The sequence below is a fragment of the Enterobacter sp. BWH64 genome (assembly GCF_001037645.1).
Taxonomy (GTDB): Bacteria; Pseudomonadota; Gammaproteobacteria; order Enterobacterales; family Enterobacteriaceae; genus Enterobacter; species Enterobacter hormaechei_C.
This window is the reverse complement of sequence record NZ_KQ089922.1, coordinates 1,492,275-1,508,689: the sequence shown is the minus strand read 5'-3', so window position 1 is coordinate 1,508,689 and position 16,415 is coordinate 1,492,275. Positions and strand designations below refer to the sequence as shown.

The 16,415-nt window shown below is 56.3% G+C and carries 17 protein-coding genes; 5 read left to right on the top strand and 12 right to left on the bottom strand.

Going from position 1 to position 16,415, the window contains the following annotated elements; all coding sequences use genetic code 11:
• Positions 1-8 precede the first annotated feature (8 nt).
• Positions 9-698 carry a phosphate response regulator transcription factor PhoB gene (phoB, locus tag SK50_RS07145; RefSeq protein ID WP_023303179.1) on the bottom strand — a complete coding sequence of 230 codons (690 nt, stop codon included), beginning with the start codon at positions 696-698 and terminating at the stop codon, positions 9-11.
• A 187-nt stretch (positions 699-885) separates the two neighbouring features.
• On the opposite strand from phoB, the gene sbcD reads away from it, so the two are divergent.
• Positions 886-2,091 carry an exonuclease subunit SbcD gene (sbcD, locus tag SK50_RS07140; RefSeq protein ID WP_017694432.1) on the top strand — a complete coding sequence of 402 codons (1,206 nt, stop codon included), beginning with the start codon at positions 886-888 and terminating at the stop codon, positions 2,089-2,091.
• The gene (gene sbcC, locus SK50_RS07135) at positions 2,088-5,219 is read left to right on the top strand and encodes an exonuclease subunit SbcC (protein WP_045331384.1); all 3,132 of its coding nucleotides are present in this window, start codon (positions 2,088-2,090) and stop codon (positions 5,217-5,219) included. Before sbcD ends, sbcC begins: the two co-directional genes overlap by 4 nt.
• An 83-nt stretch (positions 5,220-5,302) precedes the next feature.
• On the opposite strand, the gene mak is transcribed toward sbcC, so the two are convergent.
• The gene (gene mak, locus SK50_RS07130) at positions 5,303-6,208 is read right to left on the bottom strand and encodes a fructokinase (RefSeq protein ID WP_023303177.1); all 906 of its coding nucleotides are present in this window, start codon (positions 6,206-6,208) and stop codon (positions 5,303-5,305) included.
• Between the two features lie 123 nt (positions 6,209-6,331).
• Between mak and rdgC the strand changes: the two genes are divergently transcribed.
• Positions 6,332-7,246 (top strand): recombination-associated protein RdgC, encoded by a 915-nt coding sequence (gene rdgC, locus SK50_RS07125; RefSeq protein WP_006809928.1) that lies wholly within the window; start codon positions 6,332-6,334, stop codon positions 7,244-7,246.
• A gap of 47 nt (positions 7,247-7,293) precedes the next feature.
• On the opposite strand, the gene ppnP is transcribed toward rdgC, so the two are convergent.
• The 5 genes from ppnP to SK50_RS07100 all read right to left on the bottom strand — a co-directional run bounded on the left by ppnP (position 7,294) and on the right by SK50_RS07100 (position 9,930).
• Complete coding sequence (ppnP, locus tag SK50_RS07120; RefSeq protein WP_003859131.1) at positions 7,294-7,581, bottom strand: pyrimidine/purine nucleoside phosphorylase; 288 nt, start codon at positions 7,579-7,581, stop codon at positions 7,294-7,296.
• A gap of 71 nt (positions 7,582-7,652) precedes the next feature.
• Positions 7,653-8,330: an AroM family protein gene (locus SK50_RS07115; RefSeq protein WP_045344604.1), complete on the bottom strand. Its 678-nt coding sequence runs from the start codon at positions 8,328-8,330 to the stop codon at positions 7,653-7,655.
• 236 nt (positions 8,331-8,566) lie between these two features.
• Positions 8,567-8,758: a protein YaiA gene (yaiA, locus tag SK50_RS07110; RefSeq protein WP_003859135.1), complete on the bottom strand. Its 192-nt coding sequence runs from the start codon at positions 8,756-8,758 to the stop codon at positions 8,567-8,569.
• A 44-nt stretch (positions 8,759-8,802) separates the two neighbouring features.
• Positions 8,803-9,327: a shikimate kinase AroL gene (gene aroL / locus SK50_RS07105; RefSeq protein WP_017383154.1), complete on the bottom strand. Its 525-nt coding sequence runs from the start codon at positions 9,325-9,327 to the stop codon at positions 8,803-8,805.
• A 144-nt stretch (positions 9,328-9,471) separates the two neighbouring features.
• Positions 9,472-9,930, bottom strand: coding sequence for a YaiI/YqxD family protein (locus SK50_RS07100; RefSeq protein ID WP_003859141.1), 459 nt, complete (start codon positions 9,928-9,930; stop codon positions 9,472-9,474).
• Positions 9,931-10,027: 97 nt separating this feature from the next.
• On the opposite strand from SK50_RS07100, the gene proC reads away from it, so the two are divergent.
• Entirely contained in the window at positions 10,028-10,837 is an 810-nt protein-coding gene (gene proC / locus SK50_RS07095) for a pyrroline-5-carboxylate reductase (RefSeq protein WP_048229246.1), read from the top strand.
• Between the two features lie 16 nt (positions 10,838-10,853).
• Here the strand turns inward: proC and adrA are convergent, their stop codons facing one another.
• The 5 genes from adrA to SK50_RS07070 form a co-directional block, all read right to left on the bottom strand.
• Positions 10,854-11,957, bottom strand: coding sequence for a diguanylate cyclase AdrA (adrA, locus tag SK50_RS07090; RefSeq protein ID WP_023296005.1), 1,104 nt, complete (start codon positions 11,955-11,957; stop codon positions 10,854-10,856).
• A 102-nt stretch (positions 11,958-12,059) separates the two neighbouring features.
• Positions 12,060-12,380: a phosphate starvation-inducible protein PsiF gene (psiF, locus tag SK50_RS07085; RefSeq protein ID WP_015571316.1), complete on the bottom strand. Its 321-nt coding sequence runs from the start codon at positions 12,378-12,380 to the stop codon at positions 12,060-12,062.
• A 295-nt stretch (positions 12,381-12,675) separates the two neighbouring features.
• Complete coding sequence (gene iraP / locus SK50_RS07080) at positions 12,676-12,936, bottom strand: anti-adapter protein IraP (RefSeq protein ID WP_003859148.1); 261 nt, start codon at positions 12,934-12,936, stop codon at positions 12,676-12,678.
• A 208-nt stretch (positions 12,937-13,144) separates the two neighbouring features.
• Positions 13,145-14,359: a multidrug efflux MFS transporter gene (locus SK50_RS07075; RefSeq protein ID WP_015571317.1), complete on the bottom strand. Its 1,215-nt coding sequence runs from the start codon at positions 14,357-14,359 to the stop codon at positions 13,145-13,147.
• Between the two features lie 169 nt (positions 14,360-14,528).
• Entirely contained in the window at positions 14,529-15,212 is a 684-nt protein-coding gene (locus SK50_RS07070; protein ID WP_017383151.1) for an extensin-like domain-containing protein, read from the bottom strand.
• A gap of 103 nt (positions 15,213-15,315) precedes the next feature.
• Between SK50_RS07070 and ddlA the strand changes: the two genes are divergently transcribed.
• Positions 15,316-16,413, top strand: a complete 1,098-nt coding sequence (ddlA, locus tag SK50_RS07065) for a D-alanine--D-alanine ligase (protein WP_017383150.1) — start codon at positions 15,316-15,318, stop codon at positions 16,411-16,413.
• Positions 16,414-16,415: the final 2 nt, after the last annotated feature.

The window sequence follows — 16,415 nt, the reverse complement described above, 5'->3', positions numbered from 1 at the left end:
GTCATTGTTCAGAAACGGGTCGAGAAGCGATAACCCGTGCCGCGGACCGTCTGTACCATGCGATCGTGGCCGCTCAGTTCCAGTGCTTTACGCAGGCGGCGAATATGGACGTCAACCGTTCGGTCTTCGACATAGACGTTAGTTCCCCAGACGTTATTCAGCAACTGTTCGCGGCTGTAAACGCGCTCCGGGTGGGTCATAAAGAAGTGCAGGAGTTTAAATTCGGTCGGTCCCATATCGAGGGGATTTTCACCGGTCATGACCCGGTGTGAGGTAGGATCCAGGCTCAGCCCCTGCATCACAATCACCTCTTCCACCGCCATCGGTGAAATACGGCGCATCACGGCTTTGATACGCGCCACCAGCTCTTTCGGGGAGAACGGTTTAGTGATGTAATCGTCCGCGCCGGTTTCCAGACCGCGCACGCGATCCTCTTCCTCGCCGCGCGCCGTCAGCATTACCACCGGGATATCGCGGGTCATCGCCTCGCGTTTGATATGCTTGATAAACTGCAATCCGGAACCGCCAGGCAGCATCCAGTCCAGCAGGATCAGATCGGGCCAGGGTTCATTCAGCTGGTTCACCGCGCTGTCATAATCTTCCGCTTCAACCGGCTGGAAGCCATTTTGTTCAAGCACGAAGCACACCATTTCACGGATCGGAGCTTCATCTTCTACGACCAGAATACGTCTCGCCATACTTTGCCCTGTCTTATCGTATTTAAGTTACAAGTCTGTAATGCGGCGTCATTATGCGTCAGATTTATGACAGATTTATGAAAAACATTACCACTATAAATAGCAAACTGTTGTTTTATTACAGCGGTTATTTTCCGTTCCCCGAACGTTTATAATCCTGCTTTCTTATTATTGCCACGGATCTTTTATGCGCATACTTCACACCTCAGACTGGCACCTGGGTCAAAATTTTTACAGCAAAAGCCGCGCCGCGGAACATGAAGCGTTCCTGAACTGGCTGCTGGAGACGGCTCAGGCTCACGAGGTGGACGCGATTATTGTGGCGGGCGACATTTTTGATACCGGATCGCCGCCGAGCTATGCGCGTGAGCTGTACAACCGTTTTGTGGTCAACCTCCAGCAAACCGGTTGTCACCTGGTGATTGTCGCCGGAAACCATGACTCGGTGGCGACGCTGAATGAATCCCGCGATATTCTGGCGTTCCTCAATACCACCGTGGTGGCCAGCGCCGGACACGCGCCGCAGATCCTGAAAAAACGCGACGGCACGCCGGGCGCAGTGCTGTGCCCAATTCCGTTTTTACGCCCGCGCGATATCGTGCAAAGCCAGGCAGGTCTGTCCGGCAGCGAAAAACAGCAGCATCTGTTGCAGGCCATCACCCGCTATTATCACCAGCAACATACGGAAGCCTGCGCCCTGCGCGGCGATCAGGCCATTCCGATCATTGCCACCGGGCACCTCACCACCGTCGGAGCCAGTAAGAGTGATGCGGTGCGCGAGATCTATATCGGTACGCTGGACGCGTTTCCGGCGCAAAACTTCCCCCCCGCCGACTACATTGCCCTCGGGCATATTCACCGGGCGCAGATCATCGGCGGCTGCGAGCATATCCGCTACTGCGGCTCGCCCATTTCGCTCAGTTTTGACGAAACGGGCAAGGCCAAATCCGTGCATCTGGTGAGCTTCACCGGAGGCAAACTCAGCGCCGTTGAGACGCTTGAGGTGCCGGTCACCCAGCCGCTGGCGGTGCTGAAAGGCGATCTGGCCGCCATTACCGCTCAGCTTGAGCAGTGGCGCGGCGCAGCGCTTAATCCCCCCGTCTGGCTCGATATCGAAATCACCACCGACGACTACCTGTACGATATGCAGCGTAAAATACAGACGCTGACGGAAGACCTTCCCGTGGAGGTGCTGCTGGTACGCCGCAGCCGCGAGCAGCGCGAGAAAATACTGCTCAACGCCCAGCGTGAAACGCTTAGCGAACTTCGGGTTGAAGAGGTGTTCGCGCGGCGGCTTGCGCATGAAGAGGTGGACGAGGCCAGACGCACCAGGCTTAACGAGCTGTTTGCCCAGACCCTGCATTCCCTCCATGACGAGGACGAAAACGCATGAAAATTCTGAGCCTGCGTCTGAAAAATCTGAATTCGCTAAAGGGTGAGTGGAAAATTGATTTCACCGCGGAGCCGTTCGCCAGCAACGGGCTGTTTGCCATCACCGGCGCAACCGGCGCGGGTAAAACCACGCTGCTGGATGCCATCTGCCTGGCGCTTTACCACGAAACGCCGCGTCTTAATAAGGTCTCTCAGGCGCAAAACGACCTGATGACGCGCGATACCGCCGAATGCCTGGCGGAAGTAGAATTTGAGGTCAAAGGCGTTGCTTATCGCGCTTTCTGGAGCCAGAACCGCGCCCGCAACCAGCCGGACGGGAACTTACAGGCACCGCGCGTTGAGCTGGCCCGCTGCGAAGACGGCAAAATTCTGGCCGACAAAGTCACGGATAAGCTGGAACAAACCGCCGCGCTTACCGGGCTGGACTATGGTCGCTTTACCCGCTCGATGTTGCTCTCTCAGGGGCAGTTTGCCGCCTTCCTGAATGCTAAACCGAGCGATCGCGCAGAGCTGTTGGAAGAACTGACCGGCACGGAAATTTACGGCCAGATTTCCGCCATGGTTTTTGAAAAACACAAAGCGGCACGTAACGCGCTGGAGATGTGCGAAGCGCAGGCCGCAGGGGTTGTGCTGCTGAGCGAGGAACAGCAGCAGCACTTGCAGCAAAGTTTGCAGGCACTTACTGACGAAGAAAAAGTCCTGCTGGCACAGCAGCAAAGCCAACAGAAAGATTTTCAGTGGCTTACGCGTAACGACGAACTGATACGTGAGCAGCAGCGTGCAGCCGCTTCGCAGCAGCAGGCGCAACAGGCTCTGACGGACGCCGCGCCCCAACTGGCGAAGCTCAAGCTGGCGCAGCCCGCCGCCCAGCTACGTCCGCTATGGGAGTATCAGCAGGAGCAGACCACCCGCCTGGCGCAGACAACAGAGCGAATTGTTGAAGTAAATACTCGCTTACTCGACAGAGCGGTGCAGCGCTCGCGTATTCGCAACGGTGCGCTGCGCAACCGTGAACAGTTGCAGACAGAGCACAAGGTACTGACGCAGTGGCTGACCGAACACGATCGTTTCCGTCAGTGGGGGCAGGAAATTGCCGGCTGGCGGGCGCATTTTACGCAACTGGGTCGCGATAAAAATCAGCTTGTTGCCCAGTCAGCGCGCATGGCTGAGCTTCGTCAGAAGCTGGCTGAGATGCCTGAAAGTAGGTTGACGCTGACGGCTGAGGATCTCGCGACGGCAATGGAGCAACAGGCACAGTCGCGGGCGCTCCGCCAGCGTCTGACAGCGCTTCACGCTCGCTATCAGCCGCTGCAAAAACGACTGCGCCAGAATGCGGAAAGCGTGCAGAAAGCGCAGGCTGAGCAGGCTAAGTTCAATGAAACGCTGATCCTGCGGCGTCAGCAGTTCAAAGAGAAAAATCAGCACTATGCCGACCTGAAAGCGCTCTGTGAGCGTGAGGCGACAATCAAGGATCTTGAGAACTATCGTGCACAGCTCGAAGCGGGTAAGCCTTGCCCGCTCTGCGGTTCACGCGAACACCCGGCAGTTGTGCAGTATCAGGCGCTTGAACTGACTGACAATCAGCGCCGCCGCGACGCGCTGGAGAAAGAGGTTGCCGCGCTAAAAGAGGAAGGATTGCTGGTGCTCGGGCAGGTGAATGCGCTGACCCAACAGATCCAGCGCGAGACAGAGGAAGCACAGGCTCTCTCTGAGGAAGAGCAAGCACTTACTAAGGAGTGGCTGGAGGTCTGCGCCTCCCTGAACATAGCGCTGAATATTCAGGATGATATAGCCCCCTGGATGAGCGAACAGGAACAGTATGAACGCCAGCTGTATCAGCTCAGCCAGCGTCTGACGCTGCAAAACCAGCTCAATGAACAGGAAGGTCAGGCGCGCCAGTACCAGCAGCAGCTGACGGCGACGCGTCAGGCGCTGGCGGCCTCGTTACAATCGCTGTCGCTTAGCGTGCCCGATGAAGGGGCTGAAAGCGCCTGGCTGAGCGCGCGCGAAAGCGAATATACCCTGTGGCAGGAAAAACAGGCCCAGCACGGTACGATTCAGGAAGGTATTAACGCCCTGATGCCCATTCTGGAAACGCTGCCGGTTACCAATGATGCAGAAGCCGACGCGGTTATCCCTGAGAACTGGCGCGGCATCCACGACGAATGCGTGTCGCTGCAAAGTCAGCTCACCACCCTACAGCAACAGGAGACGCTTGAGCGTGAACGGCTCCAGCAATCACAGGCTCAGTTCAACGCCGCGCTGACCGCGAGCTGCTTTGCCGATCGGGACGCATTTCTCTCCGCCCTGCTGGATGAAACGTCGATCCACCAGCTTGAACAACAAAAGCAGACGCTGGAAAACCAGCTCCAGCAGGCCACGGCGCTTTCGATGCAGGCAAGCCAGCAGCTTCAGGCGCATCAGGCACAGCGCCCCGAGGGGCTGGAAACCGATGCCGCAACGCTTCAGGCGCAGTTACACCAGCTGGCGCAACAGCTTCGGGACAACACCACGCATCAGGGGGAGATCCGCCAGCAGCTCAAACAGGACGCCGATAACCGTCTGCACCAGCAGGCGCTTATGCAGCAGATTGAGGAGGCGGCGCGTCAGGCCGACGACTGGGGCTATCTCAACGCGCTGATAGGCTCCAGCACCGGCGATAAATTCCGTAAATTCGCCCAGGGGCTGACGCTGGATAATCTGGTGTGGCTTGCCAACCAGCAGCTCAACCGTCTGCATGGCCGCTATCTGCTTCAGCGTAAAGCCAGCGACGCGCTGGAGCTGGAAGTGGTCGATACCTGGCAGGCCGATGCGGTACGCGATACCCGTACCCTTTCCGGCGGGGAGAGTTTCCTGGTCAGTCTGGCGCTGGCTTTAGCGCTTTCCGATCTGGTCAGTCACAAAACGCGCATTGACTCGCTGTTCCTGGATGAAGGATTCGGCACGCTCGACAGCGAAACGCTGGACACCGCGCTGGACGCGCTCGACGCGCTGAACGCCACCGGGAAAACCATTGGCGTGATCAGCCACGTAGAGGCAATGAAAGAGCGCATTCCGGTGCAGATCAAAGTGAAGAAGATCAACGGGCTGGGATATAGCAGGCTGGACAGGGAGTTTGCGGTGCAGTAAATGGGGGGATGATGCGCTCTGGTGCCCTCACCCTGGCCCTCTCCCACGGGGAGAGGGCACAAACATCAAAAACGGTTTTGCGTTTATTCCGGCCAGAGCCACGCCGCGCCGCGCACTCCGCTGGAATCTCCGTGGACGGCTTTGCGGATCGGCGTTTCGCACTCGCCGCCAAATACCCACTGTTTCACCAGCGTTGGCACCGTGGCGTACAGCCGGTCGACGTTGCTCATGCCGCCGCCCAGTACAATCACGTCGGGATCAAGAATATTGATCACATGCGCCAGTGACTTAGCCAGCCGCATTTCGTAGCGGCTGAGCGCCAGTTCAGCCACCGGATCCTGCTCCTCAACCAGACGCATAATCTCGTTACCTTTCAGCGGCTGACCGCTCAGACGATGATAATCGGTGGCAAACCCCGTGCCGGAAATAAAGGTCTCAATACAGCCCTGCTTGCCACAGTAGCACGGTACTTCGGCGCGGTATTTGAGTTCATCTTCGTCCATCCACGGCAACGGATTGTGTCCCCACTCGCCCGCGGTGCCGTTGCTGCCAATATGCGAGCGCCCACCGAAGGCCACGCCCGCCCCGCAGCCGGTGCCGATAATGACCGCAAATACGGTCTGCGCGCCAGCCGCTGCGCCATCCACGGCCTCAGACACCGCCAGGCAGTTGGCATCATTCGCCAGACGCACCTCCCGGTTCAGGCGTTGGCTTAAGTCTTTATCAAACGGCTGACCGTTGAGCCAGGTGGAGTTGGCATTTTTCACCACGCCGGTATACGGCGAAATGGAGCCGGGGATCCCCATCCCGACCGTGCCCGTCTCGCCCGTTGCCTGCTCTGCCATATCGACCAGACGGGCAATCGTCTCTATGGTCTGGTGATAATCATCGCGCGGCGTAGGCAGACGGTGGCGAAACAGTTGCTCCCCCTGCTCGCTCAGCGCAATAACTTCTGTTTTGGTGCCGCCCAAATCAATCCCAATACGCACAAGACACTCCTCATTATTTTGATTATCAACAGAGTAGAAGCCCGCTTCCCGATTAGCAATGCAAGCGATGCGACAATTCGTTATCATGCCCGCTGATTTAACGACAAGGCCGTGGAAATTATCATGCTGTGGTTCAAAAATTTGATGGTTTACCGTCTCAGCCGCGACGTTTCGCTGCGTGCAGAAGAGATGGAAAAACAGTTAGCCGCTTACTCCTTTACCCCTTGCGGTAGCCAGGATATGGCAAAAACCGGCTGGGTTCCGCCAATGGGTTCTCAAAGCGATGCGCTGACCCACGCCAGCAGCACGGGGCAAATCATCGTTTGCGCCCGTAAAGAAGAGAAGATCCTGCCGACGCCCGTGGTTAAGCAAGCGCTCGAAGCGAAGATCTTCAAGCTGGAAGCTGAACAGGGCCGTAAGCTTAAAAAAACCGAAAAAGATTCGCTGAAGGATGAAGTGCTGCACTCGCTGCTGCCGCGCGCCTTTAGCCGCTTTAGCCAGACCATGATGTGGATCGACACCGTGAACGGGCTGATCATGGTGGACTGCGCCAGCGCCAAAAAAGCGGAAGATACGCTGGCGCTGCTGCGTAAGAGCCTTGGCTCATTACCGGTGGTACCGCTGGCGCTGGAAACGCCGATTGAGCTGACCCTGACCGAGTGGGTGCGCAGCGGGACTGCCGCGCAGGGCTTCCAGATCCTTGATGAAGCAGAGCTGAAAGCGCTGCTGGAAGATGGCGGCGTGATCCGCGCGAAGAAACAGGATCTGGTGAGCGACGAAATCGCCGTGCACATTGAAGCGGGCAAAGTGGTGACCAAACTGGCACTCGACTGGCAGCAGCGCATTCAGTTTGTGATGTGTGATGACGGCTCCGTGAAGCGCCTGAAATTCTGCGATGAACTGCGCGATCAGAACGAAGATATCGACCGCGAAGATTATGCTCAGCGCTTTGACGCAGACTTTATCCTGATGACCGGCGAGCTGGCGGCGCTGATTCAGAACCTGGTGGAAGGTCTCGGCGGCGAAGCGCAGCGCTAACAGGCAAAACGCAGGCCGGGTAAGCGAATGCGCCACCCGGCATGCTTTTATTTCAGATAGCGGCACAGATAAGAGGTTGGCTCTGCAACCTGTAAATGGAACTCGCTGTGGCCCGGCACGTTGAAGACCTGCCCGGCACTATAGACTTTCCACTCCGTTTCACCTGGCAGCAGGACGTTCAGCGCGCCGCTGACCACCGTCATCTCTTCCGCTTCTGCGGTGCCAAAGGTGTATTCCCCTTCCGCCATGACGCCGACACTGGCGCGGCCAGTGCTGCTGCTGGTAAAACCAATGGATTTCACTTTACCGGAAAAGTATTCGTTACTTTGAAGCATGAACTGGCCCTTATATTTATAGAGAAAAATCCACTATAGGGGCCATGCTCATGACCTGTCACGCAAAATCATTACACCAGTAATTCTGACGCCAGGCGCGCCATCAGGACGTTAGAGAGCAGCACCGGAACATCCAGCGCCTTTTGCAGTAAATCACGATGCCGCTGATGGAAGCCCAGGCAGTCGAGCATCAGGACATCCGCCCCTCTGTCGATCAACTCCTGCCCGGCCGCAATCAGCTTCGCTTCGCTGTCCCAGAACGGGTTTGCCAGCGCGTAAAGCGGGGTGTGCTCCAGCGCGGCCCACTTCACCGTCTGGTTATCCAGCAGTTCCTCAACGGGAACGATGACCCCAACCTGATGACCATCAACAATTGAGGCCACCAGCGGGGGGATAATCCGCATCGGTTCGAGCAGAATGGCATTACGCGCGCTGAGTCCTTTAACGGGTGCCGTGCTCATCAGCAAAATAACGTCATAGTCCTGATTGTCGAGCACTTCGATCACGCCCTGTAGCGCGCGCTCGATTTTCTGGCGCGACACATGCGCCAGTTTACCGTCACTGAGTAACGTTGCCAGGGGATCTTCCCCCTCTCCGACCGCGTAGTCTTCCATGACCTCTTCCCGACTCAGCTTCCCTAACAGACTGAGATGCGTAATTTGTTTTTCAGAGACATGCTCGGTTAAGAGCGGTAATACTTCGCTTACAGGCACCACACCAATCGTGAGGATCGCCAACGTCGCCTTCATTTTGATCGCCTTCCGTTACTACCACAACTGCCACACAGGTACAGGCTCACTACGCTGCACTGTTCATTTTTTCAACAAAACAGCACCAAGGGTAGCAGGGGATCTCTACACCGTAATGTAAAGATCGACTGGCCTTTCCGAATCCACCTGTAATAACTAAATATTAACTGCTGCTTAACATCAGCGATATGTTAAAAGTGTGATTCAGGCACGGTTGTAACGAATTCGGATTCCTGTCAGGACTTCTCAGGATCCTCATAGCGCCGTTTCGCATCCAGCGCTTCCTGTTCGGTTTCATGTTCGCTGATCAGCGAATCAGGTTTAGGGTGATCGGCACGCAGCTGGTACCAGGTTACGGTCTGATCGCCGTTACCTTTTTCAACGGTAACGATGCGGGCTTCACGTGGATAGGGAGGTCTGGTTGGCATAGCTCATCCTTTTTTTATGTCTGAGCTATGAGTATAGACGGCTGTTAGCTGGCGCAAGCCAAACGCAGGGCGGTAATAATCTGAATCGCAACTTTCTCGGGTGACGCTGACGCATCCACAACGTGGTGTGCCGCCTCGCGGTACAGTGCATCGCGTTCGGCGAGGACGTCGCTGACCTCTTCACTCAGCGGTTTCGCGGTCAGAGCCGGGCGCTGTCCCTCTTCCGGAAACGCCTCCAGCCGCCCCACCAGCGTAGAGACCGGGGCACAGAGGTAGATCACGACACCCTTTTCGCGCATAAACTGGCGGTTATACGGTGCCAGAATAATGCCCCCACCGGTCGCGATCACGGTTGACGGCGCGGTCACCGCTTCCAGCGTGGCTGTTTCACGCGCACGAAAGCTCTCCCAACCCTCATCCTCAACGATATCGGCAATGGTCTTACCGGCATTCTCCTGGAGCCAATGGTCAGTATCGACAAACTGACTCTGGCACAGACGCGCCAGCTCCAGACCAACGGTGGTTTTCCCACAGCCGCGAGGGCCAACTAAAAAGATGGGTGGGTTCATAACCAGGTGTTCCCCTTGCTGCCGGATAACTGAAGGCTGTAAAGAAATGATTGCAGTAGATGTTGCGCTAACTTTACTGCAAAGCGGTACGGAATGACAAGCCTGTGGAAGCCACACTGTACCACAAAACCGCCCGGAGGTGGGCTACGCCGGGCGGCGCTTCACTTCCAGCAGCCATTTATCCAGCTCGGCGGCAAACTGCTGGCGATCGCGCTGCGACAGGCTGTCCGGCCCACCGGTTTGCACGCCGCTGGAACGAAGCGTATCCATAAAATCACGCATGGTGAGCTTCTCCCGGATCGTTGCCGGCGAATAGCGTTCTCCGCGCGGGTTCAGCGCCGCCGCCCCTTTCGCCAGTACATCGGCAGCCAGCGGGATATCCGCGGTGATCACCAGATCTCCTGCGTCACACAGGCGTACTATCTCGTTATCCGCCACGTCAAACCCGGCCGGAACGCGCAGAGAACGGATGTATCTGGAGGGCGGCACGCGGATATTCTGGTTCGCCACCAGCGTCAGCGGCATCTGCACGCGCTCGGCAGCACGAAATAAAATCTCTTTGATGACATTCGGACACGCGTCCGCATCAACCCAAATCGCCATAGTCTCTCCCCATTATGATTCTGGTGACTATTGTCGCCTGCATTTCGTTGTTAAGCTATCAATGAGAGATAACAACGCATAATAACGGAGAGACGTGATGGATAAGAAAATCGGGTTTATCGGCTGCGGAAATATGGGCAAAGCTATCCTCGGCGGACTGATTGCCAGCGGGCAGGTGCTGCCGGGGCAGATTTGGGTCTATACCCCATCCCTGGATAAAGTCGCGGCGCTGCGTGATGAGTATGGTGTCAACGCTGCCGAAAGCGCACAGGACGTGGCTCAGGTGGCGGATATTGTCTTTGGCGCCGTTAAGCCGAATATCATGATTAAAGTCCTGAGCGAGATCACCTCCAGCCTTAACAAAGAGACCCTGGTGGTATCGATTGCCGCAGGCGTGACCCTCGATCAGCTCGCCCGCGCGCTGGGCCACGACCGTAAGATTGTTCGCGCCATGCCAAACACCCCGTCGCTGGTGAATGCCGGTATGACATCCGTTACCCCGAACGCGCTGGTCACATCTGAAGACGTGGCGGATGTACTGAATATTTTCCGCTGCTTCGGCGAAGCGGAAGTGATTGCCGAACCGATGATCCACCCGGTAGTCGGCGTGAGCGGCTCTGCCCCGGCGTATGTCTTTATGTTTATCGAAGCCATGGCCGATGCCGCCGTACTGGGTGGAATGCCGCGCGCGCAGGCCTACAAATTTGCAGCGCAGGCGGTGATGGGTTCGGCCAAAATGGTGCTGGAAACGGGTAAACATCCGGGCGAACTGAAAGATATGGTGTGCTCACCGGGGGGCACAACCATTGAAGCCGTGCGCGTGCTGGAAGATCGCGGGTTCCGCTCCGCCGTGATCGAGGCGATGGAAAAATGCATGGAAAAATCAGAGAAGCTCAGTAAGTCCTGATGCGCTACGCCGGGCGTCAGGCGGCCACTTCGGTGCGGCCCCGTCCGGCATTTTTGGCTTTATAGAGGGCCACGTCCGCCGCCTTTAGCCATTCACGATAGTGGGTGAACTGCGCCCCCCAGGGGGCAACCCCAACGCTGATACACAACCTCGCCATAGGTGCTCCGTGCAGCGGCATGTTGACCAGCCGTTCGTGGACGCGCGACATCGCAGCAATCGCGCTGTCGGCAGGCGTGCCGGACATGATCACCGCGAACTCATCCCCGCCAAAACGGCCAATATAATCGCCTGAGCGCAGGGTCAGCTGAAGCTGGCGCGTGATGGCGACAATCGCTTCATCCCCCACGTCATGCCCCCAGGTGTCGTTGATCGTCTTGAAGTGATCGATATCGATGAGCAGTATCGTCGCCTGTCGATGGCTTCGACGGCAGGCCTCAAATTCGTTACGCAGCAGCGTTTCCCAGTGACGGCGATTGAATACGCCGGTCATTCCGTCGCGGGTACTCATCAGCTCAAGCCGACGCTTATGCTCTGCCAGACGGATCGCCGTGCGGTGGCTGAGCCAGGCAAACAGTATGGGGTAGACCACCAGCACGGGGAGCGTCAGCCACAACGCCAGCGGTTCAGAGGTCAATACCACAGGAGTACCCGTGGATTGCACGGTGAGCAGAGCAGACAGAGCAAGCAGCGCCAGTCCTGTCAGAAATAACCGACATCCCCCCGATCCCATCATATTCATGCCAATCATCACGATCAGCGCCGCCGTTGGTAGCGCATTGAACCCTGTTAGCCCCATCCAGACACCGGCAATAATGGCATCGATTTTCAGATTAACAATTTCACTGCTGTGGGGTTCAGCCGAACGAAAAGCCAGCTGCCAGGCCAGATGGGGCCAGACAAAGACCCAGCCCACCAGCAATAACCACCAGACGCCGGAAAGAAACTGGCTCACCAGAACGCTGGCAAGCGGAACAAATAGCGCCGCCAGACCAACGATGCGTGCCAGCCGTATTCGCCGGGCAAATCGCAGACCGGAACGGTATGAATCATCCTGAGAAAGCTGCTGGTGCCACGCTTCCCGAATGTTCTCGTGATTGTCATAAAACTCATCATTCATCATTTTTGGGAATATTCTGAAACATTTTCCCAAATTATAGAGAGGGTGATAGCGGGGAAAGTATGAAATTTTGGGTGAGCCACAGCCGTGACTCACCCGTTAGCACTACGCCTGTTTTTTGAGGCACGCGCTCATAAACTTGCTGCGATCGTCGCCTTTCAGCATCTGCTGTGTCGCCTGGGCGTTGCACTCACGCATTTTTTGCTGCTGTGGGGTCAGGCTTTTTTCACCGGGTTTAGCCGCACCATTTTTAAGGCAGTCGCTCATGTACGTTTTACGGGCATCCCCTTTCAGGCTTTGCGATGTCGCCTGTTGGTTACAGGTCGTCATGCGCTGCTGCTGGGGCGTTAACGTTTTCTCTTCCGCGTGTGCTGAGGCGATCAGACACAGGCCAGAGAGCAGGGTAACCAGTATTGTTGTTTTCATTGCACCATCCTTTATGTGAAGTTCCACGTTAAGTCTGGCTCGTTACGGGAAAAAAACCACCCTGCGACTCTGATTTTCGCCGGGCTCTGCGGTTATTTCAGCCCTGTATCGGCACAATATTCATTAACCGGTTTCGCCGGGGGGGGAGGCGGTAATTAATAACAGAAATTATGCGGTGAAAGGTGTGCTCTGTCTCAATTTAATTTTCCCTGCATAAATGTGTAAAAATAAAAACAGAGCGACGCCAGGCATCCTGCATGACAATTCTGTGACACGTCATTTCACCTCAGGCAGGTTAGCTGCGAGGATGCCTTAAAAGCTTCTTTACGTATTGCTGAAGCAGCTCCGCATCTTCCGCAGGCACCTGGGAATCAGGACGCGCTTTTTCCAGCGCGCCTTCAACGTTGTCGATCAACGCCTCCTGCTCCGGTTTTGCCATCTGTCGCAGCAGCGCCGTCACAACGATTTCCAGCGCCTCGACCTGGGCAACCAGCTCTTTCGACTCTTCTTCCTTTTGGGCAAGCTTAACCAACAACTCAGCAATGAGATTTTTCATGGTGCTATTTCCTTATGTGATTTCCCCTGAAATTAACACCCTCTCTGAATAATGAAAAGCATGGATTGGCTTTATCTTATGCAAAAGTGACATCGCTGCCAAAAAAGATATTTCAGCGCGAAAGCGAAACGTTTTCCTGAAAGAAAGGCGCCGCATTTCGTTATATAAAAATGCGGCGTTCATAAGAATAAATAATATATTATCGTGTTTACCGGGCCGACTTTGCCTCAGCGATTCGCCTGCGGCGTCGCAAGGCAAAGGCCAGTTGAATAATATTCAGCAGGACCACCACCGCCGTCGCGGCAAATACCCAGCGGAAACCCGCCATCGCCGAGACCGAGGCGCCGATAAGCGGGCCCGCTACGTTGCCTAAATACATGAACGACTGGTTGTAGCCAAAAATGCGGCCGGTTACCTGGTCACTGGAATATTTCACCAGCAGCGTCTGAACAGCGGGCAGCATGGCGCCATCTGCGAAGCCAAGCAGGAAGCGCAGGATGCCGAGCTGAAGAGGTGTGGTGACGAATGACATGGCAAAGAAAAGGATCACCGCAATGATGAGCGTTGCCATCAGAATACGTGCCGTACCGATCCTGTCGCCCAGTTTCCCCAGACGCGGAGCAGACATCAGCGCCGACACGCCCGGCACCGCGGCAATCATCCCGCTCAGAAACGCAATGTTGCTGCTGTCCGGCGCCATCGACTTGATAAACAGCGCCAGAATCGGCCCCACCGAGCCGTTACAGAGCTGGATCACCATCGTCGTCACAAAGAGGCTAATCATCAGGCCAGGATAAGGCAGCGAGGCGAAAACCGCTTTTCCGCTCAGGCGTTCGGATTTACTGACAACAGGCCGCCCGCCCTCTTTAATCAGAAAAAGGGTGACCAGAAAGCTGATCGTCAGCAGGATCGCGGTAATGATAAAGACCGCACGCAGCCCGACATGGTCAGCCAGGAAGCCGCCGAGCAGCGGGCCGCCAATGACCCCGCTGATCTGGGCGGTGGAAAGCGTGCTGAGCGCCCAGCCGCTTCGCTCACGCGGTACCTGTGAGGCCACCAGCGCCATGGCATTCGGAATGTAACCGGAGGTCAGCCCCATTATCGCCCGCAGAATAAACAGCTGCCAGACGTTGGTGGCGAAGGCCTGGAGCAAAATGGCTATCGCCATCCCCAGCGAGGCGCGGAGCAGCATCAACTTGCGCCCCTTGCGATCCGCCAGGCTGCCCCACATCGGCGACACAATGGCGGAGACCAGAAACGTCACGCTGAACGTCAGGCCGGACCACATCGAGAGCGCTTCATGGGAAGTCACTCCCAGCTGCGACACATACAGCGGCAGGAAGGGCAATATCTGGCTGATAGCCAGTCCGGTGAAGAAGCAGCCGAACCAGACTGAAATGAGATTAACTTTCCAGGATTCCATAACAGAAATAGTCTTCATTTTTAGGCGAATTCGCCGACAGATTAGCAAGTTACGCGCAATGACATAGCGCCAGAGATGCGGCCTTGCAGACTTTGGTGTTTTATCTTCCCAGTCATCATATTTGTGAAATAAGTCACAATTTATCCAATTTTTGGCGGAAGATTATGCTTCATCGACATAATCCATAGCCGCGCATCCCCAGATGGAAATGGTTGGCATGGGCGGCATTATAGTCCGGCCCCAGACCGTTACCGTAATAGCCACAACTTGCCGAGAGCAGGGCCTGTAGCCAGGGCTGCGTCTTTTCCGCTTTCCAGCCGTTCAGGACGGTAACGCGCTGTCCATTTGCCAGCCTGAAAGCGCTGATATCCAGCGCATCCGCCGTGGCATGTTCGCTGCGCCGCGCATCCGGGCGGCTGTAGATATTGCGGCAGGCGAAGCTGCCCAGATGTTCAATACGCGTAAGCTCGCTTCCGGTCCAGGTTTTGGTGAGCGGTCGGGCCTGCTGGCTGACAAACAGCGCCGAACTTAACGCCAGCGGACAACTGGCCAGAAAGCTGCTGTTCAGGCTCACCGGGCCAAAATCGCGCACGCGCACCACGTTACTCAGCGGACACTCACCGGCGCTGTCAGCGACAGCCTGGGTACGGATAAGCTGGCGTTGATTCGCCTGCGCTAACAGGCTTTCGCATGCCTGCGGTGTTAAACGTCGAAGTTTAAACTGGGTTATTTTTCCGGGCGGATCGTCAAGCGTAAGCGGCACGAAAGGATTGTAATACGGCGGCAACCAGCGGTAGCCCACCGTGGCGATCCCGGCAATAACAATAAGAATAAGCAGACCTTTTCCTTTCACGCGCCCCCCTTCAGCATCCCCAAAACATTATGGCAGAAGGCCGCGAAACCCGCCGGGCATCGTGGTATGTTATGGGCTTTTCGTCAGACTGGAAGAGAGTGAGATGGCAAAGCAGCGCGTAGGTATTGTCTTTGGGGGAAAATCGGCAGAGCACGAGGTGTCATTGCAATCGGCTAAAAATATCGTTGATGCGATTGATAAAAGCCGTTTTGACGTGGTGCTGCTGGGCATTGATAAACAGGGCCAGTGGCATGTTAACGATGCCAGCCAGTATCTGTTACACGCTGACGATCCGGCGCACATTGCCCTTAATCCTTCTGATGTCAGCGTCGCAACGGTTCCAGGCGTGGAACAGGGACAGCTTATCGATGCCGGGAACGCGCAGGCGCTGGCACAGATTGACGTAGTGTTCCCTATCGTTCACGGCACGCTGGGCGAAGACGGCTCCCTGCAAGGCATGTTGCGGATGGCAAACCTGCCGTTTGTCGGTTCCGATGTGCTGGGCTCTGCCGCCTGCATGGATAAAGACGTCACAAAACGTCTCCTGCGCGACGCCGGTCTGAATATTGCGCCGTTCGTGACGCTCACTCGCGCCAACCGCGATAAACACAGCTTCGCGCAGATCCAGGCGCAACTCGGCCTGCCGCTGTTTGTGAAACCGGCGAATCAGGGCTCGTCCGTCGGCGTCAGCAAAGTCACCAGCGAAGCGCAGTTTAACGATGCCGTTCGTCTGGCCTTTGAGTTTGACCATAAGGTGGTGGTTGAGCAGGGAATTAACGGTCGTGAAATTGAGTGCGCCGTACTGGGCAACGACTTCCCGCAGGCGAGTACCTGTGGTGAAGTGGTACTGAACAGTGACTTCTATTCCTACGACACCAAATATATTGACGACAAAGGTGCCCAGGTTGTGGTTCCCGCCGCGCTCGATCCTGACGTTAACGACAAGATCCGGGCGATCGCCGTTGAAGCCTATCAGGCGCTGGGATGCTGTGGGATGGCGCGCGTCGACGTGTTTCTGACGCCGGATAACGAGGTGGTGATTAACGAAATCAACACCCTGCCGGGCTTTACCAATATCAGCATGTACCCGAAGCTGTGGCAGGCCAGCGGGATAAGCTATCCGGAACTGATCACCCGCCTGATTGAACTGGCACTGGAGCGCCACGCCGCTGACAGCGCCCTGAAAAGTTCCGTTAACTAACG

What these genes read in the sequence shown, in the direction of transcription:
- phoB (WP_023303179.1), bottom strand. Translation starts at nt 698, where the DNA reads ATGGCGAGACGTATTCTGGTCGTAGAAGATGAAGCTCCGATCCGTGAA.
- sbcD (WP_017694432.1), top strand. Translation starts at nt 886, where the DNA reads ATGCGCATACTTCACACCTCAGACTGGCACCTGGGTCAAAATTTTTAC.
- sbcC (WP_045331384.1), top strand. Translation starts at nt 2,088, where the DNA reads ATGAAAATTCTGAGCCTGCGTCTGAAAAATCTGAATTCGCTAAAGGGT.
- rdgC (WP_006809928.1), top strand. Translation starts at nt 6,332, where the DNA reads ATGCTGTGGTTCAAAAATTTGATGGTTTACCGTCTCAGCCGCGACGTT.
- ppnP (WP_003859131.1), bottom strand. Translation starts at nt 7,581, where the DNA reads ATGCTTCAAAGTAACGAATACTTTTCCGGTAAAGTGAAATCCATTGGT.
- SK50_RS07115 (WP_045344604.1), bottom strand. Translation starts at nt 8,330, where the DNA reads ATGAAGGCGACGTTGGCGATCCTCACGATTGGTGTGGTGCCTGTAAGC.
- yaiA (WP_003859135.1), bottom strand. Translation starts at nt 8,758, where the DNA reads ATGCCAACCAGACCTCCCTATCCACGTGAAGCCCGCATCGTTACCGTT.
- aroL (WP_017383154.1), bottom strand. Translation starts at nt 9,327, where the DNA reads ATGAACCCACCCATCTTTTTAGTTGGCCCTCGCGGCTGTGGGAAAACC.
- SK50_RS07100 (WP_003859141.1), bottom strand. Translation starts at nt 9,930, where the DNA reads ATGGCGATTTGGGTTGATGCGGACGCGTGTCCGAATGTCATCAAAGAG.
- proC (WP_048229246.1), top strand. Translation starts at nt 10,028, where the DNA reads ATGGATAAGAAAATCGGGTTTATCGGCTGCGGAAATATGGGCAAAGCT.
- adrA (WP_023296005.1), bottom strand. Translation starts at nt 11,957, where the DNA reads ATGATGAATGATGAGTTTTATGACAATCACGAGAACATTCGGGAAGCG.
- psiF (WP_015571316.1), bottom strand. Translation starts at nt 12,380, where the DNA reads ATGAAAACAACAATACTGGTTACCCTGCTCTCTGGCCTGTGTCTGATC.
- iraP (WP_003859148.1), bottom strand. Translation starts at nt 12,936, where the DNA reads ATGAAAAATCTCATTGCTGAGTTGTTGGTTAAGCTTGCCCAAAAGGAA.
- SK50_RS07075 (WP_015571317.1), bottom strand. Translation starts at nt 14,359, where the DNA reads ATGGAATCCTGGAAAGTTAATCTCATTTCAGTCTGGTTCGGCTGCTTC.
- ddlA (WP_017383150.1), top strand. Translation starts at nt 15,316, where the DNA reads ATGGCAAAGCAGCGCGTAGGTATTGTCTTTGGGGGAAAATCGGCAGAG.